We start from the raw sequence: 24,109 nt of genomic DNA, 5'->3' as shown, positions 1-24,109 counted from the left end.
CCCGGCACGAGGCCGGGCAAACGATCAGGCACGGGGCCTGGGGTCAGGGCACCAGCACCGGTGCGGACTCGGTACCGGCGTCATCTACCGCGATCACTGCCACCTGCGGCAGCGCCTCGCAGTCGCGCTTGTTGACCGACAGTCGGTACCCGGTGCGCCCAGAGGGCTCTCCGTCCACCGTCCAGCGTTCGCATCTGTCTACGCGAGGCAGGGCTTTTCACGTCGCAGCCTACCCCTCAAGCGCTAGCCCCCTGTCCTGCGTCTTCGAAAAAGGGCAGCAAGAGGCTGCCCAAATACGCAGGGATCTGAGGGTGATGAGGGTTAGAGCCCCAGGCCGTTGGTAATTTGCTGGCCTGTCGTGATGATCGCGCCAGCGTTGGTGAGGGTTGCCCCCACAATTGCGTCGATGATCAACGGAGCGTTATAGAGCCCCATGCCCATCGCGAAACCCACGGCAAAGGTCATCAGGCTCTGCCTGACCACACCCATGACGGCTCCCACAAGGATGATGGCAAGTGTAATGATTCGTCCGAGGGTGCCTTGGGTCCACTCCTCGAGGAGGTACCAAACGTCATCGAACTCGCCGCCACCGGTACCAGCGAACGAGGCATCCGAGAGAACAAGCGCGGCGGCACCGAAAACTGCGGCCATCGAAATGATGGTGCCCTTGCGTTGCATGAGAGTAATCATTTGCATGATCGTAGTCCTGTTTTGTGGGGCAACACCGCGCTGCCCAGTCGATATGCCGTGAGCGTTAGAGGCCCAGACCGTTGGTGATTTGCTGACCGGTCGTCATGACCGCGTCAGCGTTGGTGAGGGTTGCCCCCACAATTGCGTCGATGATCAACGGAGCGTTATAGAGCCCCATGCCCATCGCGAAACCCACGGCGAAGGTCATCAGGCTCTGCCTGACCACACCCATGACGGCTCCCACAAGGATGATGGCAAGTGTAATGATTCGTCCGAGGGTGCCTTGGGTCCACTCCTCGAGGAGGTACCAGACGTCGTCAAACTCGCCGCCGCCAGTGCCAGCGAACGAGGAATCAGAAATAACGAGTGCGGCAGCGCCGATAACTGCGGCCATCGAGATGATGGCACCCTTACGCTGCATAAGAGAATCAAGCTGCATGGTAGTGCTCCTTCTGTGGTCTAGGGTTGCGATGGCAGATTACTGAGCATCGTCTCGCTGGATGCTCTGCAGCGGTCTCAGCGATGGCTGAGTATTCGAGGTCGGTTCGCCAATTACCCAGCGCCGGGGCTCAATCTCGGTATACAGATGGCCCGTCACTATCAGGTCGCCCGCATCATCCTCCCAAGGCGCGATCCAGATACGCATCACCTCCGCCGGGGTGCGAACCGGTACCGGCCGATCCGGGAGCCGGGGTGAAACGTAATTGCTCACGACATCATTCGGGCTGGCACCGGCTCTGGGCATGCCCCTCGCTGGCCCTGGGCGACCTGGTTGGCGCTCTCGACGGAACCACCGTCCAGGGACACCGGCACATTGCCGTTATTGGTGAGGTTGTAGACGTCCTTCGTGGACATGCACTGGACCCTTCGGGGATGCCCGAACAGCTGTATTCGGACTCGCCGATGTTGAAAGCGGCACACCCGCTGATCACCGAGGCAATACCCAGGCTCGCAACCAGCTTCAGCGGTGATGATATGGATCGGGTCATGGAACCTCCTTGCGCCGAAATGCCTTTCAAGGGCGTTTCGCTGATTTCTGGTTACTTGATCTGGAGCTTGGTACCACGTGTCAGGATCAACTCGATCTGACGGCCTGCATCCACTTCGATGACCGGGAAGATGCCTTCCGCCATATCGACGTAGAACTGGGCAATGCGATCGAGCGCGTTGGAGGCACCTTGAGCAGCTGCCCCTGGAACATGCTGGGGCTGAAGTTGGACTGATACTGAGTCTGATTGCCGACGGTCCCTGTCTGAATCACCGGTACAGCATCGACATCAAAGGCATTGGCAGCACCGGACATGAAACCGGCCATCATGGATCTGGCGATCATCGCGCCCTGCTTGGAAACCAGCCGCCCCCGCACACCGGCCTTTCCATCCTCGCCGACGGCATAGGAATCGACGCGAGCCTCGATGACACCGCCATCATCACGGATGCATGAAATGGTCTCGCCGCGCAGGTATGCCCTCTCCGAGCTCAGGTCGCCGTACCCAGAGACGATCAGGAAGCACTCCTTCACATCGGCCCGGAATCGGTTAGGCAGAATCGCCTCATGCTGGATGCGCAGGGTCGACGGGAACGGGTCGCGCCGGCTGCCCTGGGAGGTAGGAGCATCCATGCCGTTCAGCATCACCCCCGTGAGGATTGAACCTGCTGGCAGGTACGCGCCCTCATCATCACTCTCAGCGGCCTCGCGGGCTTTCCGCTCCTCTTCGGTCTCGGCTTGGTAAGAGCTGATGATCTGCACCCCGTTCTGGGGGCTCCCGGCTTCCTCGCCGGCATCCTCAGCGTCGCCAGAGCGTCGACGGGGATCTGCTGCTTCGGCCTCTGCAGCGGTATTGCGACGGGGCAGAGGCGCATTCTTGAATACCGTCTCAGGATCTACCTCATAGGCGTTCTGCTCTTCCTCTTCCTGTGCGACAGTGAAGTCAACGGCGGCTGTGCCATTGCTCTGGAAGCGATCCTCTACCCCACCGCCCTGGGCGCCGGTGCGACGAGGTTCGTTGGCCATGCTCATCAAGTCCATGTTCTGGTCGATGAGCATCTCGATCTGCGCCTGGAGCGACTCAATCTCCTTACGCATCTCCTGAGAGCCTTCAGTGCTACGCTCGGTGCGCTCAAGCACACGTCGCACGGAGTCCAGCTCCTGACGCAAATCGTCGTTCTGCCCCTTGGCGATCTGGATTTGGGCCGCCAGGCCATCGATGGAGACGTCTCGGGTGTCACGATCGGTGAGTACGTGGCGCACCGTATCCCGATCGGGTCCGCGGCGATCACGCTCTTCGCCCCCACTCGAGAAGATGGCAATGACGCCTAGCAGAAGTGCCAGCCCTCCGCCGACGGCGATGATGCGCTTATTCCGGGGTGACAACTGCTCCCAGTGCTGACCGATCATTGGACACCTCCGAGAAGGGATGGCCGCTGGCTAGTGGGTTCAGGCCGCTCGCCGATTTTCGTCACCACATAGAGCTCGGTTTTCTGGTTGGGGCCCAGGACGTTGCGAGGCCAAGCGGCCACGGCAGCAACGTTCCAGTTGCCACATGCCTGTTCCTTTATCTCAAGCGGCTGTCCTGACACGTTTCGTGCCACACCGATCGAGACCGAGAGCTTGTGGCCGGTCATGGTCTGCCCGTTGACGAAGTCATAGGTGACACCGGGCTGTGAGCAGGACGGCAGCGTCGTCCGGGGGTCCGTCTCATGCAGCGTGTAGCCCTGGGGGATCTCGCCGAGCGCGATGCTGCGCATGAGCGACCGCAGGGTGTCGATATAGGGTTGGGAGGTTTCCCAGCGCTCCGCCTTCGGGCTACTCACCAGGCCCGGCGTAAAGGCTGCACCTTCCAGCTCGATGAACAGCTCACGCGGCGGAATGCGTCGTGGCACCAGCGTCAGCGAGAGGGCTTTGGCCTCACTCCCCTTCTGCGTAATGAACATCGTGACGGGGGCTTGCTGATCCGTTGCCACGTACACAACGTTGTCTCGAATCTCAGTCGTAGCATCCGAGGTAGTGGTGACCTGTGGCTCACCGAACGGCGTCACGATCCGGTTCAGGTGGCCGATTGCCACCGGCACGATTTCGTTAACGCCAGGTGCCATGGTCAGCTGGGGGCTCTCGTTCACGGCGTTGCGCTGACTTGAGCTGCCACCTGAAGCGCCAGTCGGACGTGGCACGTTGTTGCTCATCACGTTGGCCGGCACGCTGAAGTTGACAGGCTCGACAGGGATTTCGACTTCGGATGCGCCAGCGCTACCGAATCCACCAAAGGCGGCGGCCAAGGCGACTGCAAGTACTTTCTTAACCATTTGCTCGCTCCTGACCACGCTGCTCCTGACGACGCTGCTCCTGACGCTCCATCTGCTCACGAATCCGCTCTGTCCGGGGGCGGCCAGCATAGGTATCGATATGGGTTACCACGGGGGCGTAATCCTTGATGTCGATGATGTATTCGTAGGTTCGCTCGTCACGCGAGGTCTCACCGGCGGCACCCGTTACGTAGGAGTGCCCATAGACGTAGACGATGTCGCTACTCGGCTCGTACTCGACGGAGCGAGGCTCGAAGCGCATGGTGACGCGATCGTTCTGAATCCGCTGAGACTGGATCTCGATGGCCTCCATTACCGGTCGATAGATCTCCGGTGAAAGCAGTGGCTCGATACGCTCCTTGACGAAGCCGACACTGCCCGGCGTCACGTTCCCCGTCAGGGAGGCGAGGAGCATGCCCCAAGACTCCTTGTAGGATTGGGACGCCTTGTTCTGGGTGACCCATGCCTCGCTCTTGAGGGTGTAGGGCTGGATCGTCACCACCGTCTCGCGGGTGAAGGCCTTGATCAGCGCCAGCACAAGAGCAACAGCCATCACCAGCATCACGATGCGAGAGAAGCGGTTTTCAGCGAGGGCGCCGTTCCAGGTCTTGAGGAAATTATCGAGCTTCACGGCAGGAACCTCCGGATGTAGGGGTTCACCATGGAGCGAGCCTTGGTGAACATGAGCCCACCCCAGTAGGCAATGTGGATGAGGTAGCCATCAGGATGGTTGTCCCGGTACTTGCGGTACTGGTTGGTCACGACCAGGCCGATACCGAATCCGATCATCGCCTGACCCACCGCGATACCGAGGATCAGGCCGGCAAAGATCGGGGCCATCTCATCGAGGCTCCACATAAGGACGTGGATCGGGTCGTCGATACGACTGGGGATTTTGACTGGCTCCATACAAGCGTCTCCGGAGGTAATGCCTGAGTTGGCGCCATCATCACTGATCGCGGCAGCATTACCCCTGCGCAGAAACGCCCTTGAGGGGTACGTCGACAGGGATTCGCAAGATTTTTAGGGGAGCAGGTGTTCCGCATGCGGAACACCCCGGCAACGACGAGCGCCCCCGGGAGGGGCGCTGAGGTCAGGCAGGAGTTTCGATGGAGGCTTACACCCGCTTCTGGAGGTTCGCTAGCGCCAAGCCGAACATGACGCACGCCACCATCATGGTCAGTGGGATAATGATGGGGTTGAGGGCGATGGGGGCGAAGAAGGCGATGAGCAGGCACTGTGCTACCAGCAATACCCCCCGTATCCCATAGCGATGCAGAACCGGACTGGCGTAGTCGAAGTTGGTCCGCTTGATCTTCCAGCCCATGTAGCCGTCCCAGACGGCGGGGATCAGCAGGATCAGCATGTAGGGTGCCCAGACTGCCAGCAGCGCAATACGAGCGCAGACCTGGTAGACGACATGCATCAGAGACGCTAGGCGGTCCTCGACCCAGGGGAAAATCTGGCTTCCCATGTTCTGCATGCCGCGACTTGAGGCCCGTTCCTCGGGGGTGGGGATCAGCAATGTGTGCAGGGTCTTGTAGACGCCACTTTCCCACATGGAGATGTTGTACCAGTTGAGCGCCTTCTGATCGATCCACTCGACCGTGTTGCGCCCAAGCTGGCTCTGCACCATGGCAGACTCCTTCTCGATGACACGCTCCGTCCAGTGGCCGGGCACAAACACGAGGATCACGAACATCTCAGCGATCAGTAACCACGCGATTAGCCAGAACGGCGTCTTCATGGCCAGCCCTCTTCAAAATCCGTTTCACCGACTCACTGGTCAGCAGCGAATAGATCACCTCGCGCAGAGAGCTCTCGTCAGACGGCGCCTGGCTGTAGATCGTCAGCTCTCCATCGTTGGCCATCAGCCAGGACGCGAAAGGGTGCCACTGGCCAGAGACCAGGAGTTGCCGGCATCATTCGTGATGACAATCTGGAGCTCCCGGCACGTGGCCGTTACAAGCGCATTGATGAAGACCGCCAGGCGCAACGGGTCTTCCAGCTTCCGGCCGCCGGGGTTGTAGACCGCGTCGTGGTACTCATCCAGCGCCTCGGTAATGATGGTGTAGATCACTGGATCATCGTGACGCTGGATATGCTCTGAGACGTAGGCACGCAGGTTTTCAATGACGTCCTTGGCCTTGGGCCAATCAAAAAGAGCAGGTCCACGATGTCGGCGTAGCGCCGACCTCGCTGCCTGATGGCTTCGGTCATGCCAAAACGGCGTTCTTCTGTGATCACTCTGACGACCTCCAGGTCAGTGCCCTGGTTTCTTTTCGTATAACTATCTTCGTTCATGGCATCCCGTCACCCGGTGAGGATGGGAAGCCGCCCCTTGATAAGTTGCCCGCCAGAGATATTGGCGATGTATTCGAGGTTCGGCAGCATGCCGAGCAGCTGTGAGGGAAATAGCTCGCTCTCCTCTTCCATGAGGCGCTCGCCCTGGTTACCCCCATGCATGATCGGTTGTTCACCATCCGTATTTTGCCCTGCGTGCGCATCACATATTTGACGCGTGTGGGTGGCACGCCTTTGGTGACGTACTCTTGCGTATCCGCATCTTTGACACGGAGCGCCACCGTATTATTGATGTTGCCCAGCACCTGCAGCGCTTTCTCCTGGCTCCCCATGCGGGCGGCGAAGTCCGCGAACGTCTGCGTCGCCACAAAGAGTCGCAGCTTGGCACCGCGGCCCTTGTTCAGGAGCTGGATGAAGGGGTCGTTGATCACCTCCGCCGCTTCATCGACGAAGATGTTGACCTGCTGGTTGTTCTCGCCAAAGTTGTACCGGTCCCCCGCCACCGCCGTGAGGTCGCTGAGGAAGATCGAGCCGATCGCACTCGCCACCATGTTATCGGTGAGTGAGTCCAGGCCGATATAGGCCACCATGGCGTTGTTGATGATTTTGGCAGAGTCCGTGATCGGGCGCGAATCGCTGGTGTCGGAGGGGTCCGGGGAAAGCAGCTCCCCCAGCGATCCGGAGGTCAGCATGTTCATGATCGGCAGCAGCGAGGCCACCATCTTGCCGAAGTGGGTGTTGTCGTGGAGGAACATCGACAGCAGGCCCTCCAGCTCGGTCGAGGGCTTGGTCGGCTGAATACGCTCGAAGTAGTAGCGGCTGAGCATCCGGGCCCGCTTCTCGCGGGGGCCACCGCTAGCCTTCTCGAGGTACGGCTTGGCGTCTGCCTCCCAGCCCTCGACGTGGCGGGCGGCGTAGGAGCTGATGGCCTGGATCACCAAACCGTCCGCACCACCCTCGAGGAAGCGCCTCAGGTTCACCAGGCTCGGCCGTTCGTAGACGAGCTCCAGGCCTTGGGCAATGTTGTTCAGTGCCTGCCAACCGAAGCTCTTGAAGGGGTCCGCGCCAGCCTCCGAGGGGATCAGCGCCGCGATCCGCGAGGCGATCTCAGTCACTCGTGAGTAGTTGCGCAGGGGATTGATCCTCGCTGACTCCTCGGGGAATGCGGGGTGGAAGGCCACGAACCTCTCGGGGGTACCTAGCGCCTCACATGCTCGCCGTGCGTTATCACGCATCTCCTGGTCGCCCTTGGGATCGATGATGATCACTGCTTCACCGCGCATGATCGCCTGGGAGATCAGGATGTCGAACATCCTCGTCTTGCCTGACCCCGTGGTCCCGACGATCAGCGTATGGCCCTCGCTGTGCTTGAGGGGCTGGTAGATCTTCTGCTCTTTCGGTTCCAGTCCATGAATCCACGACTGACCAATGGGCATCTCCTTGCCGTTATGGCGCCCCCCGTGTGGACCCACAATGGACGACCAGTCCCGCTTGAGGATCTCGAAGGCACGCTGCGCATGCCGTGCCTCCCAGTGGAAGCCGTATCCCAACCACATCTCATCAGGATGCTTGGCGATGACCTTCTGGAGCTTGTCGATCTTCAGGAACTCCAGCTCACGCCCGCCCAGGTGCTTTTTCAAGGTGTGCAGCTTGATGGCTTTGGGGATTCGCGCCATGGCCATGACCCCGCATACGCCCGTCATCCAGTAGAAGGGCTCCGGCGGCATCTGGCTGAGCTGGTTGATACCCAGCGCCAGCACAGAGGCGCCGGCCCAGCCACCGATAGCCATGGCCTCATAGTTGGGCCGCCACGGCATTTCATATTCAAGATCACCACTCATGTTGGCTTCCTCACCAGCAGCTTGTTCTCTTTGCCCACGAGCGAAATGCCCAACGCATGGGTTTTCACGACGGTTCTCAACCGGTTGCGGGTCAGGTCGGGGTAGTCGACACCGATCCTGTCCAAGGCGTGGTCATTGACCACCAGCATGTCGCCATCCCGACGAACGCTGCCCACCAGCCACTCCCCTCTCCCTGGACAATCATGGCCTTGAGCCGCAGTAGGGCTTCCTTGGCGGTCATCGTGTCGGGGGTGAGCCCGATGTCTATTGCCGAGTCGTCCACGGAGAAGGCATCCATGGCGTCGTGTTCGTCATCCACCTCGATCGGGGTCATGACATCGAAGTCCGGGATAGCGCCGGCGAACCCGTGGAGGGGCGCCGTCAGCTCGTCATAGTCAGCACCAGGGGGCTTTTCCGTAGCGCTACGCCGCCTCACGATAGGCGTGGATGGCTTCTCAGCTGCCCGGGGAGCGATGCCGGCGGAGTAGTCTCGAGCTTTTCCGGGTCGCTGCCCTTCGGTTCTGACTCCTCTTGCACCGCGCTCTTTTCTTCCTCAGCAGCAGGAGAGGTGTCGGGCGCTGCCGCGACAAGCGCCGCCTCGAGATCGGCTTCGCGTGCCGCGAAACGCTGACAGATCACGTCGACCAAGTCGCCTTGCAACACCAGTACATCGAGCCCATCACGTTCATGCACGATCGATCCCCCTCGGCGACTGCCAGCATGCTCTGATCACCCAGGAGATCCTTCAGTGCTTCAGCCCCGACCCCTGCCGACTCAGCTGCCGCCGGCCAGAGCAAGCACAGGTCGTCCCCGCTCCGGATAACGGCCTCCCCAGGGTGGCCGTCCCTTTCAGTACCGGCTTCACCAAACGGCGAAGGGCAGCCCCAGCCTCCCCATAGAGGCGCCACGGGATATCCTTCACGTAGCTTGAGTCGGCCGGGGATGGTTCAGGGGGTGCTGTCCCTGACTCAGAATTCACAGGCATCGCCAGGGGCTCGTTGATGATGGCAGGCTCCGACACCGTCTCCACCTCGGATGTCGGCACCGACGCTACCCGCTCATGCTGGGCTTCCGGTCGGGATGTGCGCTTCGTCTTCGGCTTACGCTTTTTCTTTGAGGTGTCGCTCTGGTGCCGACTTCCACCCGGCGTCAGGTCGATGTCCGCCGTGACGGGGGCGGGGTTCGTAGGCTGGGGGGCAGAGGGACGGACCTCAGGAGACAACTGGACTTCTTCAACCTTCGCCTTCGGCGCGGGTGAGGCTGTCGGTTGAACATCCGGTGCTGGCTCCGGCACCGCATCGTCGCTTGCGCCAGCACTCATCCCAGGGAACGGCATATCCAGGAAACCGAGGGGTGGCGACGGCGGCATTGATGTCGGTGTCTGCCGTGGCACATCGCTCTCAGCGTCAGCCGGCGATGAGACGGGGCCTTCCTCGATGTGCTGGGTATCATCCTGCTTCTTCCTCTCCTGTGCAGCGCCTTCGTTCTGTTGCGTCGCAGCTTGAGGCTCCGGCATATCAAAAGGCAGGTCCATGCCCAGGCCCTGGCTCAGCTTGGCGGCAAAATCCTCGACACCACCGAGCGGCTCAGCGGATGGCGGTGACACATTCATAGCCGTGTCCCCGACATCGGGTGCATCAAGGGGGCTTTGCGGGCGCTTGCACTTCCGGCGCGGTGGTCTCGGCCTTGGCCCGGGGCTCTGAGGAGGGAACGGCAGCAGCATCGCGCCGCGCAGACGGTGACCTTGAGGGCCCCAGATCGATGACGGGCGCCGATGCTCCGCCACTCTGCGGGCCCTTACGATCGAGTAGACCTGGCGAGGGGCTCTGCTTCACCGGGGCCACGGTTGGCACGCTGCTCGGGACCTCGGCTTCAGAACCCGGGTCGTTGGCAGTCCGATCGTCAACGTCAGCATCATCAGCCTGATCCGTTGGCTCTGGCACCACCGTGCCACCAAGTGTTGCTAGGGCATTGGCCAGGGCTCCTCGGCGGCATCGTCGCCGTTGTACTCTTCTGTCGAGCGTTCCGCATGCGGAACACACGCCGCGCCGTTACCCGCCTCAGCGACCGACTCTTGCGGAGAGGCCCCGACCGTCGTGCTGGCCTGACCCTCTTTCCCATCCTCGCCCGTGATCGTCGCCTCGATGGGTGCAGGCGGATTCTCGCTGTTTCCAAACACCAGCGAGATGTCCTCCATGCGGAGCATGAGGATCTTGGCGTTCATGGCAATCTCACCTTCCTCGAGCGCGGAAGGTGCCACTTCCCAGTACCGATAGTAGGCTTCGCTGTCGGCATCGCTATTGGGCACAGGGCGGGGAACCGCGAAGCCCCGGTCAATCAGGTAGTCCGCCAGGGTGTCCGGATCATGCGGCACGGCCGGTACATTGTTGTCCTGCAGGTGCTTGACCAGACTGGGTGCTGCTGCCTTCCAGGCAATGAAGGCGCCCTGGGTCAGGTGCCAGACCTGTGCGCCAGCCACATTGACCTTCCAGCGCTTGGAGACGACCAGAGAGCGAATGGCATCGATGATGTAAGGCTCGATAGACAAGCCAATCGAGTGCTCATCGATGTTGAGTCGGCTCTCCTTCAGGTCACGCTTGACGCTCTCCTGATCGGCTTTCAGCACAAGCTGCGTCACCGGATGGAGGGCGCTCGTCCCAGAGATCGCCTCTACCACCGCCTTCATGAGATCGGGTCCCGGTGCACGCAGGTAACGACGCACGTCCGGGGTCAGCACCATGTTCAGCGCCAGCGTGGCCAAGCGTTCATGTCGCTCATGCCGCCCCTTGTTCCAGCGCAGGAAATACCGCTCGATACCGTTCTCACGGGCCCAATCCATCAGCGATTCGGCGTAGGGGTTCCACTCGGTCTTGCCGAGCTTGTCCGTCACGGTGACATCGGACAACGGCTTGCCCAGGTCATGGAGCAAGGCGGCCAGGCACACGGCCAAGCGCCAGCACGGCTCCAGGTTGCGGCGTTCTCGCGGGGTGCCATCACGAACAAAGATCACCGCCTCAGAGGCCTGGGTCGCCCAGAAGGCAACCTCCAGGCCATGGCGGAACAGTCCCCCAGCACCACGATGGTGGTGGGCTTCCGAGGCAGGGAGAAGGTGGACGAACTCCGCGTAGTTATGCAGCACCGGGCGCATCAGCCGCTCGAACTCTTCATTCGACAGCCCGAGGGTCTGCTGAATACGAGCGATCAACTCGCGCTGCGTCAGCAGCACCTTCTCAATAGGGGCCGCAGGCAGGCCCTTGGCGAAGGGGGATAGCGCGGAATCTCGTCATCCTCCAGGTCACCCGCCGGCGTCAGGCGTAGCTTCCCCTCCGGTACTTTTACCCCAGCAAAGGGCAGCCATCGCGTCAGTGCACTCAGCATCTCGGGTCATGTCCTGGTTCTTCAATTTGCCGACATGGTGACAGAGATTCAGCCGAGCACTCCCCTCTCGTCGCGCCCTTCATGGTCACTTTGGCACCCCAGTGACATGCGCATGACCCGATACACTCGCTCGCAATTCATCCATCACCAGAAGAGAACAAGGCATGAAGGTTCATCTCACGAGCAACGGCCACGTCAGCATCGAGCTCGAGACGCAGCGCGAGATCGATGGCCTCTGGGTGCTGGCCGGGCATGTCAGTGGTGGCCCCGCCACCATGCGCAACATCTTCTCCTGCCCGGCTGATGAGCGTGAGGGGCTGTACGAGCTGCTTGCACCCCATGTTTCTCCGGTCTTCGTCAAAGCCCTGGAGAACGGCGAGATGAACGTGCCCCGGGAGACCACCGAGCTGCTCCTGCACCATCAGCAGCACGTCAGCGGTGCCATCCACTTTGAACCCATGCCAGGCCGCGTCAGTGACCCACGACCCCACATCGCCCTGGTCGACAGCACTCCCTCTCGGAAACGGAGAAGGCGCAATGATGAAACAACTTCTACCTCTGGCTGCCGCCATCGCGCTGGCCGGGTGCGCAGTGGGGAGCACACTGCCTGAAATTCCTGAGTACCCCACCGCGGAGTGGGTCAACGAGCATTTGCCCGAGTTTCGGGCCGAGGCGGAGCGTCATCCCTCGAAGGAGAACCGCGAAGCCGTGGAACGCCTCGAGGCCTGGGCTGACCACCAGGGGCGGGCCCAGGCCAAGATGCTTCAAGTTGACCGTCAGCTCACCCTCGCATGGGACAACATGGGGCGTGGCGGGGCGGCGATTCGACAGCCGGCCTACATCCACGTGCTGGGCGAACCGTTCAACGACCGCTATGCCAGCACGGCGGACATCGCCGACCAGACCGGCACAGACGAGGACACCGTCCGCGAAGCGCTGGCCCGGCTTGGCGAGCTGCGCAAGGATGACTCCCCTGGAGCCAGGGCTATTCCCTCTACGAGATGGAGCGCTGGGAGCGTTTCTGCAATGCCGGCAAGGGAATGGACGAGCCCGACTGGACTTTCGTGACCCGCGCCGGTGGCCGCCGCAACATCCCTGACGCGCTTGTCAGCCACTGCCGGCCACCCAGCTACGACTATCAGGACTACCTGCGTGCCTGGACCCGTTTCTGCGAGTCCGACAATCCCTCTCGGGCAGATCGGGACATCGTGAGCGACTCCGTCCGCCCTCGGTCAGTGGTCAACCCTTGCCGCGCCCTCCAGTGACACGAGCTCAGGAATAACGACTCATGAGTGAAAAAACACCCCCACCCCCCAGGAGCCCACGGCTAGCAAGAAAAAGAGCCTGGTGCCCACAGCCCTCGTTCTCGGCCTGGCCGGCGTGGGGGCCTATGGCATCTATACCGGCAGTGTGACCGACTGGGTGGGCCAGGGGATCGATAAGGTGGGCAATCCCACCGAGCTCTTTGCTTCATCATCGAGCGAGCTGGAGCCGACAGAACGTCGCAACGGCGCGACGCCCAACCTATTCCCCGATGACTATGAGCCGACTTACCCCGACACCGAGGCAACGGGGTACGACGTGCCATCGCCAGAACACCGTGCTGACACATCAGCATCCCCGCTGGCGCTGGACGACGCGCCCGGCAACGCCGTTGAAGAGGCTCCGGGGACCGTCACGGGCAGCTCCCGCTACCTCGACGATCTGAGTCGCGGCTCCTCTCAAGAGCCCTACTACGGGGGCGCCGGTGATGAGACCGCAGATGCCGGCGGCGCCACTGACGACTACCAGCTCGACTTCGGGGGTGGCCGTAGCACGGCAAGTTCTGCCGCAAGTGGTGACACCGCCGATGTTTCGACAACCGTGCCGACATCCCCCTCGGAGCCCCAAGAATCCGATGAGGGCTCGGCATCGATCCCCGAGCCTGAGGAGATGGAAGCAGAGCTGGCCCGCATCATGTCGGAACGCGACACGCCAACCGCCATCGAGGGCAGTGAGGCTGGCGATTCCATTCCGGCAGCCTCGGGCGATGCTGCAACGCTGAGCCCGGAAGAGCGCCAGCAGATCATCGAGTCCCCCGAGTTCACTGACACCATCGTGGCCATCGGGCGTCGCGTCGGCCAGTCATGGCGCTATGAGGGGGATGACTACTCCGAGCATGGCGCCATCGTCAAGGTGCACCTCGAAAACGCGGGTGAGGCCGCTGACATCACCATCTCACGCTCTTCCGGCAACGACGCCTACGATGCATCGGTGCTTGCCGCGGCACAGGCCTCAGCCCCTTCCAGGAAGTGCTGGAGCTCGACGAGACAGCCCAGGCGCTGTTGACGGACTTCTCCCTGACCTTCGGGTCGCGAGACGCCATCGAGGCGTGGGAAGCCCAGTGGACCGTGCATGAGCCTGCTGAGGTACAGGAAGAGGTCGTCGAAGAGGACCCCAGCTATGCGGCGCAGGTGAGACGGATGATCGAGGCCGAATGGGACCGCCCCGACAGTTTCGACGCGGACAGCGAAGTCTCCGTCCAGATTCGCCTGGCCGTCCCGTTCGGCAACGTGCTGGCTATCAACTATCTGCGCCCCAGCGACGATGAGGCGATCAACGACAGCATCAGCGATGCGATCCGTTCAGCCTCACCGTTTGACGGGATTCGCCAGCTGTCACTGAAGGAGCAGCAGGAGCTGCAGCAGTTCAACCTGCATTTCCGAGCAGAGGGGATTCGATGATGGCGGCAGACACCGAAGGCAAGGACCGGCTGGGCCAGGACCTCCTGATCGTGCTGGAGGAAGCCGCCTCACGTGGCAATCCGGAAGATGCTGCCGTGGTGATCGCCGGGACACTGGCAGATATCGCCGATCAGCGAGAGGAGCTGAAGCAGCTGGCTGCGCAGTGGGCCCAGATGACCACCAGGACATGCCGCGTGGCATGACGTCCACCGGACGAAGACGGGGGACAGATGTCACTGATTCGGACCTTCATCACATCCTGTGTCGTGCTCGGCGGCCTAGGTGCCGCCGGCTACTACATCCTGAACTCGGCGGAAGCGGATCGGGACGAGCCGGCCCTGCCCCGATCGATCTCCCTCTCCCTACTCAGGAGGACGAGGAGTGCTTGAGCGACGATTGCTGGGTCTACCGGACCCATCAGCTGCACTGTGCCAGTGCCGCCGATGCGAGACGCCATGCTCAGGGGGACCTCGAGAACGCGAGGTGTCGCCAGGAGGCTTACATCTGCGTCGTGAAGGACTGTGCGACGGAGCGCGAGATTCGCAATTCTGATGAGTTCACCGCCACCGTGGACCAGATCGGTGATCGCACCTGGCGGAACTGGGAAGGCCGGATGTCGAGCCATCGTGGGGCGCGTGTCCGCGTCACGCTCACCGAAGAGGGCGAGCTACGCGGGACCGAAATCCTGCGGTCGTCGGGAAGCAGCACCTTCGACAGCCAGGCTCTGGCCGCCATTGAGCGGAGCGCCCCCTATCACGAGATTCGGCAGATGGCCCCAGAGATGCGGGTTCTGCTGACTCGCATCAACTTGTCGTTCGGCGGCGTGGCCGCCGCCTCGGCTACAGAGGGAGAACCCTGATGGCCAGCGACCAGAGCAACAACGTGCCCGTCACCACCTTCATTGCTATTGGCACCCTCGTGGGGTTGTTCATCGTCTTCCAGGGGACACGCCTTGGTGATGACGAGTCGCTGGATGGCGAAACGCCCACCCCCAGCGGCTCGTGACTCGAGGCGCCAGTGAGGGCCCCAAGACCTGCCTGTCGGCAGACTGCTCGGTGTACCGGCAGGACATCAAAGAGTGCGATGGCGGTCTGGTTGACCCGCTGGGGCGCCTCCCGGCACAGGACGAAGATGATGCCTCCTGTCACGTCACGGCATCGATCTGCACGACGTCTGGCTGTGTCAGCGAGGTAGAGGTGCGTAGCCGGGCCGATTTCCAGTCCGCCATGCGCCGGATCGGCGCCAGAACCGGGGAGCACTGGCGGTGGGCATCACCGGTGCAGGTGTCGCGAGGTGCCAAGGTCCGCGTCGAGCTCGATGCCCGGGGCGAGGTTCGCGGTATCGACATCACCGCCTCATCGGGTAATCGCGAGTTCGACGCCTCGGTACGTCGTGCCGTCGAGCGTGCGCAGCCCTTCACCGAGATCCAGGAGGTCTCGGAACACTCACGCGGCCTGCTTCAGCGATTCCAGCTGACCTTCGGCCGACCGTCATCATCATGACGTGGCCGACCGCCACAGGAGGAACCAATGGACCTTTACATCTGCGAGAAGCCCAGTCAGGCCAAAGACCTGGCACAGGTACTGCGCATCTCCAAGCGAGCCGAGGGGTACCTCCATGATGGCGGCGACCGGATGGTGACCTGGGCCTTCGGCCATCTGCTCGAGCTCGACATGCCCGACGCCTACGACCCCGCGCTGAAGTCTTGGAACATGGAGACGCTGCCGATCGCCCCCGACCAGTGGCGCTACCACGTGAAGAAGTCCGGGGCCAAGCAGTTCAAGGTGATCAAGGAGCTGCTCGGCAAGGCCAATCAGGTCTTCATCGCCACCGACCATGACCGGGAGGAGAAGCCATTGCCCGGTCGCTGATGGACCGGTGCCGTTACCGCGGTGCCGTCAAGCGCGTGTGCCTCCGAGCCCTCGACGAGACCAGCATCCGTAAGGCCCTGGCCGACATCCGCCCCGGCGACGAGACCGTGCCCTGTATCACGCGGCCATGGCCCGCTCCCGGGCAGACTGGTTGATCGGCATGAACATGTCACGTCTGTACACCGTGCTGGCGCGGAAGATCGGTTACGACGAGACACTGCACGTCGGCCGGGTCATCACCCCGACCGTGGCGCTGGTGTGTCAACGTGACAAGGAGATCGCCAACTTCACCCCGGCGCCCTACTACGTGCTGAGCGTTGACGTGTCGGTACAGAGCGGGGCGTTCCGCGCCGTCTGGGAAGTGCCGGAAGAGCTGGCCGACGACCAGGGCCGCTGTATCAACAAGGCTTTCGCCGAGCAAGTGGCGCAGCAGGTGCGCGGGGTCAGTGCCGTCATCAGTACGGCCGAGACCAAGGCCGGAAAGGAGTCCGCCCCCTGCCCTTCGACCTGACCTCGCTGCAGCAGTATGCCGCCAAGCGCTGGGGCTACACGGCGCAGCAGGTCCTCGATGGCGCCCAGGCGCTCTACGAGACCCACAAGGCCACCACCTACCCGCGTACCGACTCACGCTACCTGCCCGAGTCTCAGCGCGAGGACATTGCCGACACCCTGCAGGGCCTGATGCTGACCGACCAGTCCTTCTCGGGCCTGGTGGCCGGCGCCGATCCCCAGCGCAGCTCCAGGGCCTACAACGACAGCAAGGTCACCGCCCACCACGCGATCATCCCGACGCCGGCCCGCACCGACATTTCCAAGATGTCGGAGCTCGAGTTCAACCTCTACGACTGCATCCGCCGCTTCTACGTGGCCCAGTTCTATGCCCCCTGCGAGTTCAACCGCACCAAGATCCAGGTAACGGCCGGCCAGCACCTCTTCAATGCCCGCGGCAAGACGCCGCTCAAGCAGGGCTGGAAGGTGATCTTCAACTCGGATCTGGAGTCCGCCCCCGAGGATGAGGGCGAGACGAAGGATGAGAACCCCGAACAGGACCAGCTGCCACCGATGCGCCAGGGCGAGCCGGCGGTGATCAACGGGGCCGAGCTCGCCGACAAGCTCACCCGCCCCCGCCCCACTTCACCGAAGCCACACTGCTGGCGGCCATGGAGAACATCGCACGCTTCGTCACCGAGCCGCGCTTCAAGCAGATCCTCAAGGACACCGCCGGCCTGGGGACGCCAGCCACACGTGCCGGCACCATCCAGGGCGCCGTGGACCGGGGCTACCTGCAGCGAAAGAAGAAGACCCTGCACGCCACCGACAAGGCCCACGCCCTGGTGACCATCCTGCCCGAGGCCGTGAAGTCCCCGGGCATGACGGCCGCCTGGGAGCAGCAGCTCGAGAAGATCGCTGCCGGCGAGGCACGCATGACCACCTTCATGGAGCAGATCACCGGCTGGGTCTCGACCATGGTGACCACGGTCAAGACCAACGCCGAGCAGCTTACTCAACAGGACAGCGGCCTCAAGGCGGCCTTCGCCGACGCCAAGGGCACGACCCACCCCTGCTTCACCTGCGGCAGTCCGCTCAAGCGGATCAAGGGCAAGAACGGCTTCTTCTGGGGCTGCCAGAGCCCGAGCTGCAAGAAGACCTTCCCTGACAACCGCGGCAAGCCGCAGCAACGCACCGAGCCCGAGGATGGGCCCGATTGTCCTGACTGCGGGAAGACCATGCGCCTGCGTAGCGGCAAGGCCCCCGGCAAAACGCGTGCCACGAAGTTCTGGGGATGCTCCGGCTACCCAGAGTGCAAGGGCCGGCTGCCCTACAAGCGCAAGCGCACCACGACTGCATGACACCTCGTCAGCACCGGATAGATCCCCTGCACAAGGAACGAGAGATGAACCAAATGAACCATGGTACTGGCGACAGCCAGATGGTCGGTCCCGATGAGGCATTGCGCCAGCAGCAGTGGCAGACCTTCGACAAGTGGATGGAGAGCACCATCACCGAGCGCCGGCGTTCCAGGCGTTGGAAGATCTTCTTCCGCCTGCTCTTCATCACCTTCCTGTTCGCCTCACTGGCCAATACGGTCTACTTTCTTCACTTCGCTGCCGCGGGCAAGGACGAGCTCGTGGAACGCCACCTGGGGATCGTCGACGTGAAGGGGGTGATCGATGCTGATGAAGAGGCCACCGCCTCACGCATCAACGAGGGACTTCGCCGGGCCCTGGAGGCAGACAAGATCGCGGCCGTGGTGCTCCGCATCAATAGCCCCGGCGGCAGTCCGGTGCAGTCCCAGCGCGTCTATGAAGAGATCCGTTTCCTGGAAGAGCAGCACCCCGACACCCCGATTCTCGCCTGGATCGAGGACATGGGCGCCAGCGGCGCCTACTACGTCGCCTCCGCCGCCCGCGAGATCTACGCGGCGCCTTCCAGCCTGGTAGGCTCGATCGGGGTCATCTCGTCCGGCTTCGGCTTCCGTGATGCCATCGACAAGCTCGGTGTCGAGCGTCGGGTCTTCACTGCCGGCGAAAACAAGGCGTTCATGGACCCGTTCTCCCCGGTGACAGAGGATCAACGAGCCTTCTGGGAATCGGTCCTCTCGTCGACCCATGAGCAGTTCATTACCGACGTGAAGGCCGGCCGCGGCGATCGACTCAAGGCGGGCGATGATGTCTTCTCCGGCCTGGTGTGGACCGGCGAGCAGGCCAAGGGCTTGGGGCTGATCGATGAGGTCCTGACGCTTGAGCAGCTGTCCCGCAAGCTCATCGGCGGTGTCGAGCTGCGTAACTACACACCGCGTCTGTCGACCCTGGAGCGCCTCACCAGGGGCTAGGCCCCATGGTGCAGAGCATGCTCGGGCTGGAGTCGCACCGGAACGCGGGGTTCGCTACGAGATGCCGTAACCGACACTTTCCAGCCGCACAAAGGGCGAGACTCTGCGGAGCCTCGCCCTTTGCTGTTGGGTCGCCTGGAGATCATATCGGGGACCGCTATGGCCGCGAACACGTGCCCTTTGAGTGGTGCTGGCGTACTGCCACGTGGCTGTTCGGCGGGGGCGGTGGCCGAGTTCACGAGCTTGCTGCTGCTGCGCCGGCGTCAGGGCATGCCAGAACCGCCAGACGCGCCAGGTGGCCAAGCTGCGCATTTCTGCTTGGTCTGTCCGGCGGCGCAGGTAGATATGGAACTTGGCCTGTGTGGTGTCGATACGATCGCGCTCGATGGCATCGAAGAAGATGGCCGCATGGCGGGGAGTCAGGTGACCAGTCTGCTGGTAGTGCACCAAGGCCTCGGCGAGCAGCTCATTGGTGTCGCGCATGGCCACGACGAGCAAGCGTGCGACAATCTCGTCACGCAGGAAGCCCTGAATCGTATCGTGGATGTGTCGCTCTGCTGCTCGCTGGTTGAGAGCCACGCCGTCTTTCTCGACACGGAAGGCATGACCCAGGACGCATCCGGACCCCACCCAGATGCGACGACGGTTGTGGGCATTGTCGAGGCGGAACCGAAAACGCTGGTGACTGGCCTTGCACAGCTCACAGTAGGCAATCGGACCCTCGTAGTCCTGACAAAAGCCAGTGTAGCGCCACTCGGCGAGTGCCTCGATGCGCTGGCTTGCTGTCGATAGCTCCAGCAGGGTTTGTTCTGTCCTGGGGCCCGGATGGCAGTTGCTCACCGTCCCTCCTCAGCTCTCGTATGTCTGGATAGTGTTGTGTCGGGTAGGCCACCTTCTGAGACCCTCGGGTCGCAGTGACCTGCCACGCGGGCTGAGATTCGTCATAGGTCCTAGACTCAGCCATTGTAAGGGAATGTGATTAGGCCTTGCATCACGCTATCGGCCGTTCTTCGTACGACTTCAGCCTTAGTCGTGTAAGCCATCTCTTACACCCCGTGGTGGGCTTGCTCGACACTCTTCGAAAGACTCCGTGGGCCCGATTCCGTCGAGGGTGGGCATCACAAAGGTCGATCTTCAGGGTCAAAGCTATCACCATTTTATGGTCAGGCAAGCGCCGAATAGTGGGCGTTATAGACACGCGGTTCCGATGGTACAGCGAGGGGCGGGGGAGCCGGAGGTGCAAAAGAGAGGCTGCTGGCAGTGTGAGAGCGGCCAGCAGCCTCGGGGCAGCACAACCTGAGGAGAGCTGTGTGCATCCTCAGTGTACCATCGATTCAGCGTGTCTGAGTGGATGCCCCTCTGCGCGGTGAGAGCTCTTCCACCACCTCGTCCCCTCGTCGGATGTGGCCGAAGGTGCGTCGGAACGCCTTGGCATCCAGAATGCCCCAGCTGCGCAGCTCGTAATAGCCCGATCCTGATGGCGTCGTGCTGACTGGATGGATGTACCGGAGATCGATCGCAAGCTCCTGGCGCAGGGTCGTCATCAGGCGACGAATCGTGGTTTCAGGGATGCCCGTCTGCCGATGCAGATCGGACATCGTCGGCTCCTTGAGTTCAGCAAGGGCATTGACCAGGGCGTAGCGGCGCCGGCACGGATTGCTGAGTCCTTCGCTCATGGTCATTCAGTCCACCGCCCTCACTGAGGTGATCGTGATCGCCTCAGCGGGCAGCCGGACAGGCTCCTCGTTGCCGTCGTTGTTCAGCATGACCCACACGTAACCGTCTTCTACATCGACACGAGAGGTCATGATCCAGCCCATCTGCACCTCACCTGCCTCATCATCGATCTCGCAGGCGCAATAGACCCGGATCGCCTCAGGAGGAATGTCCTTCCAGCCTTGTTGCTTCGCCTCGGACTTCGTGGCGGCGGGCGGGGCCGACGGTTCGGGCTCGGCACCTTGACCGCCAGCCTCAGGCTCGCTTGCCGGTTCCGACGCACCACCTTGGGGTCCGGCACCGGGTTCACCGGGCGCCCCTTGCTTGGCCGCCGGGCTTGATTGGCTCGACTGGCCTTCGGAAGATCGCTGCGGCGCTGAAGCGCCCTCGCCCGCCCCCTGTTCGTCCTCGTGGCCTACCGGCTCTTCCAGTAGTGTGCCTTTGCCGACCCCTTCCCCGGGCGCTCCTTCGATGCCTCGGGCTCCTTCGGGGCAGCCCCTTCCGCCAAGAAGGCGTCCTTGGGACGGACGCCTTGATCCTTGACCTTCTTCGCCACACGCAGCCATTCCCGAGTGTCGCGACGCGAGAGGCCTTCCTCGGCCTCTGCCTGAGCGCAGATCTCCTCAACCCACTCAGGATCGAGCTTGTGCAGCTGGCGCAGGTTGTTCAGGGTCTCGGGATCGGTCACCAGCCCGGTGTCATAGAGGCGCTCCCTGATGCCGTCCTGCAGCTTGAGCAGCGAGAGGTATACCGACACGTAGGTTGTGGGTTTCCCCAGCATCTCGCCAATCTGGCGCTGGGACATGTTCCCTTCGTCGACGAAACGGGCTAGCGCCTCAGCCAGCTCCATGGGCTCGAGGTCTTCACGCTGGATATTCTCGGCCAGCTCACCACTGAGCGCCTCGAGGGGCTTCTCGTGGCGGTTGTTGACGATGGCGGCCACCTTGCAGCCCAGCAGCTTGCAGGCTCGCCAGCGTCGCTCCCCTTCTGGATCGTGTACTTCCCCTTGCTGTTCTTGGGCGAGACGACGATCGGCTGCTGTTGACCAGATTCCTTGATGGACGCCGCCAGTTCCTCGATCCGCTTGAACTTCTTGCGCGATTGGGCGCGAGACACCACGTCATCGGTATTCAGCGACAGAACATTCTGGCCCGTTTCTTCCACCAGGCTGGCGGCCTGGACGATGCTGTCCAGGCCTCGCATGCTTGAGCTCATTGCAGGCGCTCCTCAATTTCATCCATCAGGGCGGCGACTTCCTTGGCCGCGACATGGGCATAGGTCAGTGAGGTGATCGGCACCCCTCGTCGATCGCGGTATCAATCGGCGGCCGGCGAGCCAGATGATTGTTGAGCACCAGCTCCCCCAGCACCCTACGAAACTCCAGGGCATTGCGGTTCTGGCGCTTGGCACCCGGTTCGAGCATGTTGATGAAGGTGCCGGCGAACTTGAGCCCCTCGTTGTACTGGGCCTTGACGCTGGCAATGGTACCGAGGATGCCTTCGATGCCATCGATCGCAAAGCCGGATAGCTTGACGGGGCTGATCACGTGGGTGCTCATGGCCAAGGCCGCCACCAGCGTGACGCCGAAGTTCGGTGGGCAGTCGATGATCACCACGTCGTAGTCATCGAGCAGTGCCCAGCAGTTGTTGCGAAAGACCAGGCAGTCATCCAGCTCCGAGCTCTGGATTGCATACAGGCGAGCGCAGTTCTTGGGTGTCGGGATGAGGTCAATGCCGCGAGGACAGTGGGTCACCTCGAGCTGCTCAAGGTGCGGGGTATAGAGATCGGCCGCCGTGGTCGACGCCAGGGGCACGGGTTCTCCATCGTCCCCGAGGATCAACCGGGTCGTGGTGTTGCCTTGGGCATCGTTGTCGATGACCAGCACCCGTCGCCCCTTGTTCGCCAGGTGCTGCGCCAGGAAGATCGTGGTACTGGACTTCCCGACCCCGCCCTTGTGGGACGCCACGGAGAGGATTCTACTCATCACTGGCTCCTGCCTGAGAGATTGGGTCATACTGGCCCCAGCATAGCACCATATTTTGGCGTTGCGATACCCATATCATGCTCGTTGCTCGTTCGATACTTGGTGTCCGATCGGGTTAGAACCTCGACCATGACCCCGCCTCTCCCTTGCTGGAACCAACACCCCTCCTTATCCTGTACATTGATACAGCTTTCTGGAGCCATCCCTCATGTCGGCTGATGTTCTGGGCCCCCTTGCCTTGTCCGGGGAGCCCGCCATGCTCCCCCTCTACCCTGAGGCTAGCTGCGGCTTTCCATCACCGGCGGAAGCCTGGAGCGAGCCTCCCTGTCCCTGGACGACCTGGTGCGAGTGCGGGAGCCTTCCACCTTTTTGGTGCGAGCGCGGGGTGACTCGATGATCGAGGTTGGCATATACCCAAATGACGTGCTCATCATCGATCGGGCCCGCCAGGCACGAAGCGGGGATGTCGTGGTCGCCCGGGTGGGAAGCGAGTTCCTGGTCAAGACGCTCGTGATCGAGGGCGAACGGGTTTCGCTGGTCCCGGCGAACCGGAACCACCACCCGATCGTGCTGGGCGATGGCGAGGAGCTCGAGGTCTGGGGCGTCGCCACCTGGAACCTACATCACCTGGGGAGCTCGCCATGAGCGCCCTGCCCGCGCCTCACCATGCCATCGGCTTGGTCGACTGCAACTCGATGTACGCCTCGGCGGAGATCATCTTTCGCCCATGGCTTCGCGATTTCCCTACTGTTGTTTTATCCAGTAACGACGGTAATGCTATTGCCCGAAACGCGGCGGCCAAGGCCCTCGGCATTCCGATGGGCGCCCCTGGCATGAGATCGCCCCGCTCTATCGACGGGGGAAGTCGCGGTTTTCAGCTCCAACTTCGCGCTCTACCAGGACATCTCAGATCGCGTGATGGCCCTGCTCGCCCGGCAGGTGGCGGCCATGGCGCCGTACTCAATTGACGAAGCGTGGGTGGATCTCAGCGGACTCGGAGACGACCTGGAAACCTGGGGCCACGAGACCCGTGCCACCCTGCTACAACAGATCGGCATGCCGGTGGGGATCGGCATCAGCGTGAACAAGACCCTGGCCAAGCTCGCCAACTGGGGCGCCAAGAAGTGGGCCAAGCAGACAGGCAACGTGGTCGACCTGCGCGACCCGGTGCGCCGCGAGAAGCTCTTGAAGCTGGCGTCGGTCCATGAGGTCTGGGGCATAGGCTCGCGACTGACCCGCCGGCTGGAGGCTGATCTGGGTATCTCTACCGCCTGGCAGCTGGCGCGGGCCAACCCGCGACTGCTGCGACGCCACTACGGCGTCACCGTGGAGCGCACGGCCCGGGAGCTCAACGGGGAGCGCTGCTTCCCCTTTGACGAGGACCCGGTACCCAAGCAGCAGATCATCGCCAGCCAGTCCTTCGGCAGGCGGGTGCACGACCGCGAGGGCTCGCCGCCGCGCTAGCC

The 24,109-nt window shown here is 62.4% G+C and carries 37 protein-coding genes and 4 pseudogenes; 18 read left to right on the top strand and 23 right to left on the bottom strand.

Annotation, left to right across the window (positions count from 1 at the left end; genetic code table 11):
- Window positions 1-43 precede the first annotated feature (43 nt).
- The 5 genes from ACUDAL_RS19645 to ACUDAL_RS19625 form a co-directional block, all read right to left on the bottom strand.
- Window positions 44-178 carry a hypothetical protein gene (locus ACUDAL_RS19645; protein ID WP_444679538.1) on the bottom strand — a complete coding sequence of 45 codons (135 nt, stop codon included), beginning with the start codon at window positions 176-178 and terminating at the stop codon, window positions 44-46.
- Between the two features lie 143 nt (window positions 179-321).
- Complete coding sequence (gene traA, locus ACUDAL_RS19640; RefSeq protein WP_444679537.1) at window positions 322-696, bottom strand: TraA family conjugative transfer protein; 375 nt, start codon at window positions 694-696, stop codon at window positions 322-324.
- A 58-nt stretch (window positions 697-754) separates the two neighbouring features.
- Window positions 755-1,129, bottom strand: a complete 375-nt coding sequence (gene traA / locus ACUDAL_RS19635) for a TraA family conjugative transfer protein (RefSeq protein WP_444679536.1) — start codon at window positions 1,127-1,129, stop codon at window positions 755-757.
- Window positions 1,130-1,168: 39 nt separating this feature from the next.
- Window positions 1,169-1,435 carry a TraV family lipoprotein gene (locus tag ACUDAL_RS19630; RefSeq protein WP_444679535.1) on the bottom strand — a complete coding sequence of 89 codons (267 nt, stop codon included), beginning with the start codon at window positions 1,433-1,435 and terminating at the stop codon, window positions 1,169-1,171.
- Window positions 1,399-1,545 (bottom strand): hypothetical protein, encoded by a 147-nt coding sequence (locus tag ACUDAL_RS19625; RefSeq protein WP_444679534.1) that lies wholly within the window; start codon window positions 1,543-1,545, stop codon window positions 1,399-1,401. Before ACUDAL_RS19625 ends, ACUDAL_RS19630 begins: the two co-directional genes overlap by 37 nt.
- An 18-nt stretch (window positions 1,546-1,563) precedes the next feature.
- Here ACUDAL_RS19625 and ACUDAL_RS19620 point away from each other — a divergent pair, with 18 nt between their 5' ends.
- The gene (locus ACUDAL_RS19620) at window positions 1,564-1,779 is read left to right on the top strand and encodes a hypothetical protein (RefSeq protein ID WP_444679533.1); all 216 of its coding nucleotides are present in this window, start codon (window positions 1,564-1,566) and stop codon (window positions 1,777-1,779) included.
- On the opposite strand, the pseudogene ACUDAL_RS19615 reads toward ACUDAL_RS19620, so the two are convergent.
- The 12 genes and pseudogenes from ACUDAL_RS19615 to ACUDAL_RS19560 all read right to left on the bottom strand — a co-directional run.
- Window positions 1,731-1,868: pseudogene (locus tag ACUDAL_RS19615) on the bottom strand (hypothetical protein); the annotation flags it as partial. The gene ACUDAL_RS19620 and the pseudogene ACUDAL_RS19615 sit on opposite strands and share 49 nt — an antisense overlap.
- Before the next feature lie 128 nt (window positions 1,869-1,996).
- A pseudogene (locus ACUDAL_RS19610) lies at window positions 1,997-2,704 on the bottom strand (TraB/VirB10 family protein); the annotation flags it as partial.
- Between the two features lie 380 nt (window positions 2,705-3,084).
- Window positions 3,085-3,993 carry a hypothetical protein gene (locus tag ACUDAL_RS19605; protein WP_444679532.1) on the bottom strand — a complete coding sequence of 303 codons (909 nt, stop codon included), beginning with the start codon at window positions 3,991-3,993 and terminating at the stop codon, window positions 3,085-3,087.
- Window positions 3,986-4,624 (bottom strand): TraE/TraK family type IV conjugative transfer system protein, encoded by a 639-nt coding sequence (locus tag ACUDAL_RS19600; protein ID WP_444679531.1) that lies wholly within the window; start codon window positions 4,622-4,624, stop codon window positions 3,986-3,988. Before ACUDAL_RS19600 ends, ACUDAL_RS19605 begins: the two co-directional genes overlap by 8 nt.
- A complete protein-coding gene (gene traL, locus ACUDAL_RS19595; RefSeq protein ID WP_444679530.1) occupies window positions 4,621-4,902 on the bottom strand; it encodes a type IV conjugative transfer system protein TraL in 282 nt (93 codons plus the stop codon). The genes ACUDAL_RS19600 and traL overlap by 4 nt, the downstream gene beginning before the upstream one ends.
- 208 nt (window positions 4,903-5,110) lie before the next feature.
- Entirely contained in the window at window positions 5,111-5,689 is a 579-nt protein-coding gene (locus tag ACUDAL_RS19590) for a DUF4400 domain-containing protein (RefSeq protein ID WP_444679529.1), read from the bottom strand.
- Between the two features lie 7 nt (window positions 5,690-5,696).
- Window positions 5,697-5,864, bottom strand: coding sequence for a hypothetical protein (locus ACUDAL_RS19585; protein ID WP_444679528.1), 168 nt, complete (start codon window positions 5,862-5,864; stop codon window positions 5,697-5,699).
- Window positions 5,864-6,073, bottom strand: coding sequence for a hypothetical protein (locus tag ACUDAL_RS19580; RefSeq protein WP_444679527.1), 210 nt, complete (start codon window positions 6,071-6,073; stop codon window positions 5,864-5,866). The genes ACUDAL_RS19585 and ACUDAL_RS19580 overlap by 1 nt, the downstream gene beginning before the upstream one ends.
- Window positions 6,070-6,297 (bottom strand): hypothetical protein, encoded by a 228-nt coding sequence (locus tag ACUDAL_RS19575; protein WP_444679526.1) that lies wholly within the window; start codon window positions 6,295-6,297, stop codon window positions 6,070-6,072. The genes ACUDAL_RS19580 and ACUDAL_RS19575 overlap by 4 nt, the downstream gene beginning before the upstream one ends.
- Entirely contained in the window at window positions 6,294-8,138 is a 1,845-nt protein-coding gene (gene traD, locus ACUDAL_RS19570) for a conjugative transfer system coupling protein TraD (RefSeq protein ID WP_444679525.1), read from the bottom strand. The genes ACUDAL_RS19575 and traD overlap by 4 nt, the downstream gene beginning before the upstream one ends.
- 91 nt (window positions 8,139-8,229) lie before the next feature.
- The gene (locus ACUDAL_RS19565) at window positions 8,230-8,472 is read right to left on the bottom strand and encodes a hypothetical protein (protein ID WP_444679524.1); all 243 of its coding nucleotides are present in this window, start codon (window positions 8,470-8,472) and stop codon (window positions 8,230-8,232) included.
- 98 nt (window positions 8,473-8,570) lie between these two features.
- Window positions 8,571-8,831 carry a hypothetical protein gene (locus ACUDAL_RS19560; protein WP_444679523.1) on the bottom strand — a complete coding sequence of 87 codons (261 nt, stop codon included), beginning with the start codon at window positions 8,829-8,831 and terminating at the stop codon, window positions 8,571-8,573.
- 745 nt (window positions 8,832-9,576) lie between these two features.
- Between ACUDAL_RS19560 and ACUDAL_RS19555 the strand changes: the two genes are divergently transcribed.
- Window positions 9,577-9,741, top strand: a complete 165-nt coding sequence (locus ACUDAL_RS19555) for a hypothetical protein (protein ID WP_444679522.1) — start codon at window positions 9,577-9,579, stop codon at window positions 9,739-9,741.
- A gap of 360 nt (window positions 9,742-10,101) precedes the next feature.
- Here ACUDAL_RS19555 and mobH read toward each other — a convergent pair whose 3' ends face one another.
- Window positions 10,102-11,388 carry a MobH family relaxase gene (mobH, locus tag ACUDAL_RS19550; RefSeq protein ID WP_444679703.1) on the bottom strand — a complete coding sequence of 429 codons (1,287 nt, stop codon included), beginning with the start codon at window positions 11,386-11,388 and terminating at the stop codon, window positions 10,102-10,104.
- 292 nt (window positions 11,389-11,680) lie between these two features.
- Here mobH and ACUDAL_RS19545 point away from each other — a divergent pair, with 292 nt between their 5' ends.
- The 13 genes and pseudogenes from ACUDAL_RS19545 to sppA all read left to right on the top strand — a co-directional run bounded on the left by ACUDAL_RS19545 (window position 11,681) and on the right by sppA (window position 18,943).
- Window positions 11,681-12,127 (top strand): hypothetical protein, encoded by a 447-nt coding sequence (locus ACUDAL_RS19545; RefSeq protein ID WP_444679521.1) that lies wholly within the window; start codon window positions 11,681-11,683, stop codon window positions 12,125-12,127.
- Window positions 12,108-12,584, top strand: a complete 477-nt coding sequence (locus ACUDAL_RS19540; protein WP_444679520.1) for a hypothetical protein — start codon at window positions 12,108-12,110, stop codon at window positions 12,582-12,584. Before ACUDAL_RS19545 ends, ACUDAL_RS19540 begins: the two co-directional genes overlap by 20 nt.
- 279 nt (window positions 12,585-12,863) lie before the next feature.
- Window positions 12,864-13,844 (top strand): TonB C-terminal domain-containing protein, encoded by a 981-nt coding sequence (locus tag ACUDAL_RS19535; RefSeq protein ID WP_444679519.1) that lies wholly within the window; start codon window positions 12,864-12,866, stop codon window positions 13,842-13,844.
- On the top strand, window positions 13,808-14,239 hold the full coding sequence (locus tag ACUDAL_RS19530) for a TonB C-terminal domain-containing protein (protein ID WP_444679518.1): 432 nt from the start codon (window positions 13,808-13,810) through the stop codon (window positions 14,237-14,239). Before ACUDAL_RS19535 ends, ACUDAL_RS19530 begins: the two co-directional genes overlap by 37 nt.
- Entirely contained in the window at window positions 14,236-14,442 is a 207-nt protein-coding gene (locus ACUDAL_RS19525) for a hypothetical protein (RefSeq protein ID WP_421417643.1), read from the top strand. Before ACUDAL_RS19530 ends, ACUDAL_RS19525 begins: the two co-directional genes overlap by 4 nt.
- 27 nt (window positions 14,443-14,469) lie before the next feature.
- The gene (locus ACUDAL_RS19520) at window positions 14,470-14,628 is read left to right on the top strand and encodes a hypothetical protein (protein ID WP_444679517.1); all 159 of its coding nucleotides are present in this window, start codon (window positions 14,470-14,472) and stop codon (window positions 14,626-14,628) included.
- On the top strand, window positions 14,625-15,098 hold the full coding sequence (locus ACUDAL_RS19515) for a TonB family protein (protein WP_444679516.1): 474 nt from the start codon (window positions 14,625-14,627) through the stop codon (window positions 15,096-15,098). The genes ACUDAL_RS19520 and ACUDAL_RS19515 overlap by 4 nt, the downstream gene beginning before the upstream one ends.
- Window positions 15,098-15,244 (top strand): hypothetical protein, encoded by a 147-nt coding sequence (locus ACUDAL_RS19510; protein WP_444679515.1) that lies wholly within the window; start codon window positions 15,098-15,100, stop codon window positions 15,242-15,244. The genes ACUDAL_RS19515 and ACUDAL_RS19510 overlap by 1 nt, the downstream gene beginning before the upstream one ends.
- Before the next feature lie 50 nt (window positions 15,245-15,294).
- Window positions 15,295-15,741, top strand: a complete 447-nt coding sequence (locus ACUDAL_RS19505) for a TonB family protein (RefSeq protein WP_444679514.1) — start codon at window positions 15,295-15,297, stop codon at window positions 15,739-15,741.
- A 27-nt stretch (window positions 15,742-15,768) separates the two neighbouring features.
- Window positions 15,769-16,110: a toprim domain-containing protein gene (locus ACUDAL_RS19500; RefSeq protein ID WP_444679513.1), complete on the top strand. Its 342-nt coding sequence runs from the start codon at window positions 15,769-15,771 to the stop codon at window positions 16,108-16,110.
- A 127-nt stretch (window positions 16,111-16,237) separates the two neighbouring features.
- Window positions 16,238-17,489 (top strand): annotated as a pseudogene (locus ACUDAL_RS19495) (DNA topoisomerase); the annotation flags it as partial.
- Window positions 17,481-17,960, top strand: coding sequence for a DNA topoisomerase family protein (locus tag ACUDAL_RS19490; protein WP_444679702.1), 480 nt, complete (start codon window positions 17,481-17,483; stop codon window positions 17,958-17,960). The pseudogene ACUDAL_RS19495 and the gene ACUDAL_RS19490, both read left to right, overlap by 9 nt.
- Before the next feature lie 44 nt (window positions 17,961-18,004).
- The gene (sppA, locus tag ACUDAL_RS19485) at window positions 18,005-18,943 is read left to right on the top strand and encodes a signal peptide peptidase SppA (protein ID WP_444679512.1); all 939 of its coding nucleotides are present in this window, start codon (window positions 18,005-18,007) and stop codon (window positions 18,941-18,943) included.
- A 54-nt stretch (window positions 18,944-18,997) separates the two neighbouring features.
- Here the strand turns inward: sppA and ACUDAL_RS19480 are convergent, their stop codons facing one another.
- From ACUDAL_RS19480 to ACUDAL_RS19460, 5 genes are all read right to left on the bottom strand, one after another.
- The gene (locus tag ACUDAL_RS19480; RefSeq protein ID WP_444679511.1) at window positions 18,998-19,783 is read right to left on the bottom strand and encodes a hypothetical protein; all 786 of its coding nucleotides are present in this window, start codon (window positions 19,781-19,783) and stop codon (window positions 18,998-19,000) included.
- A 494-nt stretch (window positions 19,784-20,277) separates the two neighbouring features.
- Entirely contained in the window at window positions 20,278-20,625 is a 348-nt protein-coding gene (locus ACUDAL_RS19475; protein ID WP_444679510.1) for a helix-turn-helix domain-containing protein, read from the bottom strand.
- Window positions 20,626-20,763: a hypothetical protein gene (locus ACUDAL_RS19470; RefSeq protein WP_444679509.1), complete on the bottom strand. Its 138-nt coding sequence runs from the start codon at window positions 20,761-20,763 to the stop codon at window positions 20,626-20,628.
- Window positions 20,764-21,074: 311 nt separating this feature from the next.
- On the bottom strand, window positions 21,075-21,710 hold the full coding sequence (locus tag ACUDAL_RS19465) for a ParB/RepB/Spo0J family partition protein (RefSeq protein ID WP_444679701.1): 636 nt from the start codon (window positions 21,708-21,710) through the stop codon (window positions 21,075-21,077).
- 228 nt (window positions 21,711-21,938) lie between these two features.
- A complete protein-coding gene (locus ACUDAL_RS19460) occupies window positions 21,939-22,643 on the bottom strand; it encodes a ParA family protein (RefSeq protein WP_444679508.1) in 705 nt (234 codons plus the stop codon).
- Window positions 22,644-22,925: 282 nt separating this feature from the next.
- Here ACUDAL_RS19460 and ACUDAL_RS19455 point away from each other — a divergent pair, with 282 nt between their 5' ends.
- The 3 genes and pseudogenes from ACUDAL_RS19455 to ACUDAL_RS19445 all read left to right on the top strand — a co-directional run.
- Window positions 22,926-23,288, top strand: coding sequence for a LexA family protein (locus ACUDAL_RS19455; RefSeq protein WP_444679700.1), 363 nt, complete (start codon window positions 22,926-22,928; stop codon window positions 23,286-23,288).
- Window positions 23,285-23,611, top strand: coding sequence for a Y-family DNA polymerase (locus ACUDAL_RS19450; RefSeq protein ID WP_444679507.1), 327 nt, complete (start codon window positions 23,285-23,287; stop codon window positions 23,609-23,611). Before ACUDAL_RS19455 ends, ACUDAL_RS19450 begins: the two co-directional genes overlap by 4 nt.
- Window positions 23,517-24,107, top strand: a pseudogene (locus ACUDAL_RS19445) (Y-family DNA polymerase); the annotation flags it as partial. The gene ACUDAL_RS19450 and the pseudogene ACUDAL_RS19445, both read left to right, overlap by 95 nt.
- Between the last annotated feature and the right edge of the window lie 2 nt (window positions 24,108-24,109).

Source organism: Halomonas sp. E19, from assembly GCF_052439355.1.
In the GTDB taxonomy this organism is placed as follows: Bacteria; Pseudomonadota; Gammaproteobacteria; order Pseudomonadales; family Halomonadaceae; genus Halomonas.
Note: the sequence above shows the minus strand (reverse complement) of the source record. Positions and strands in the feature narration are given on the sequence as shown.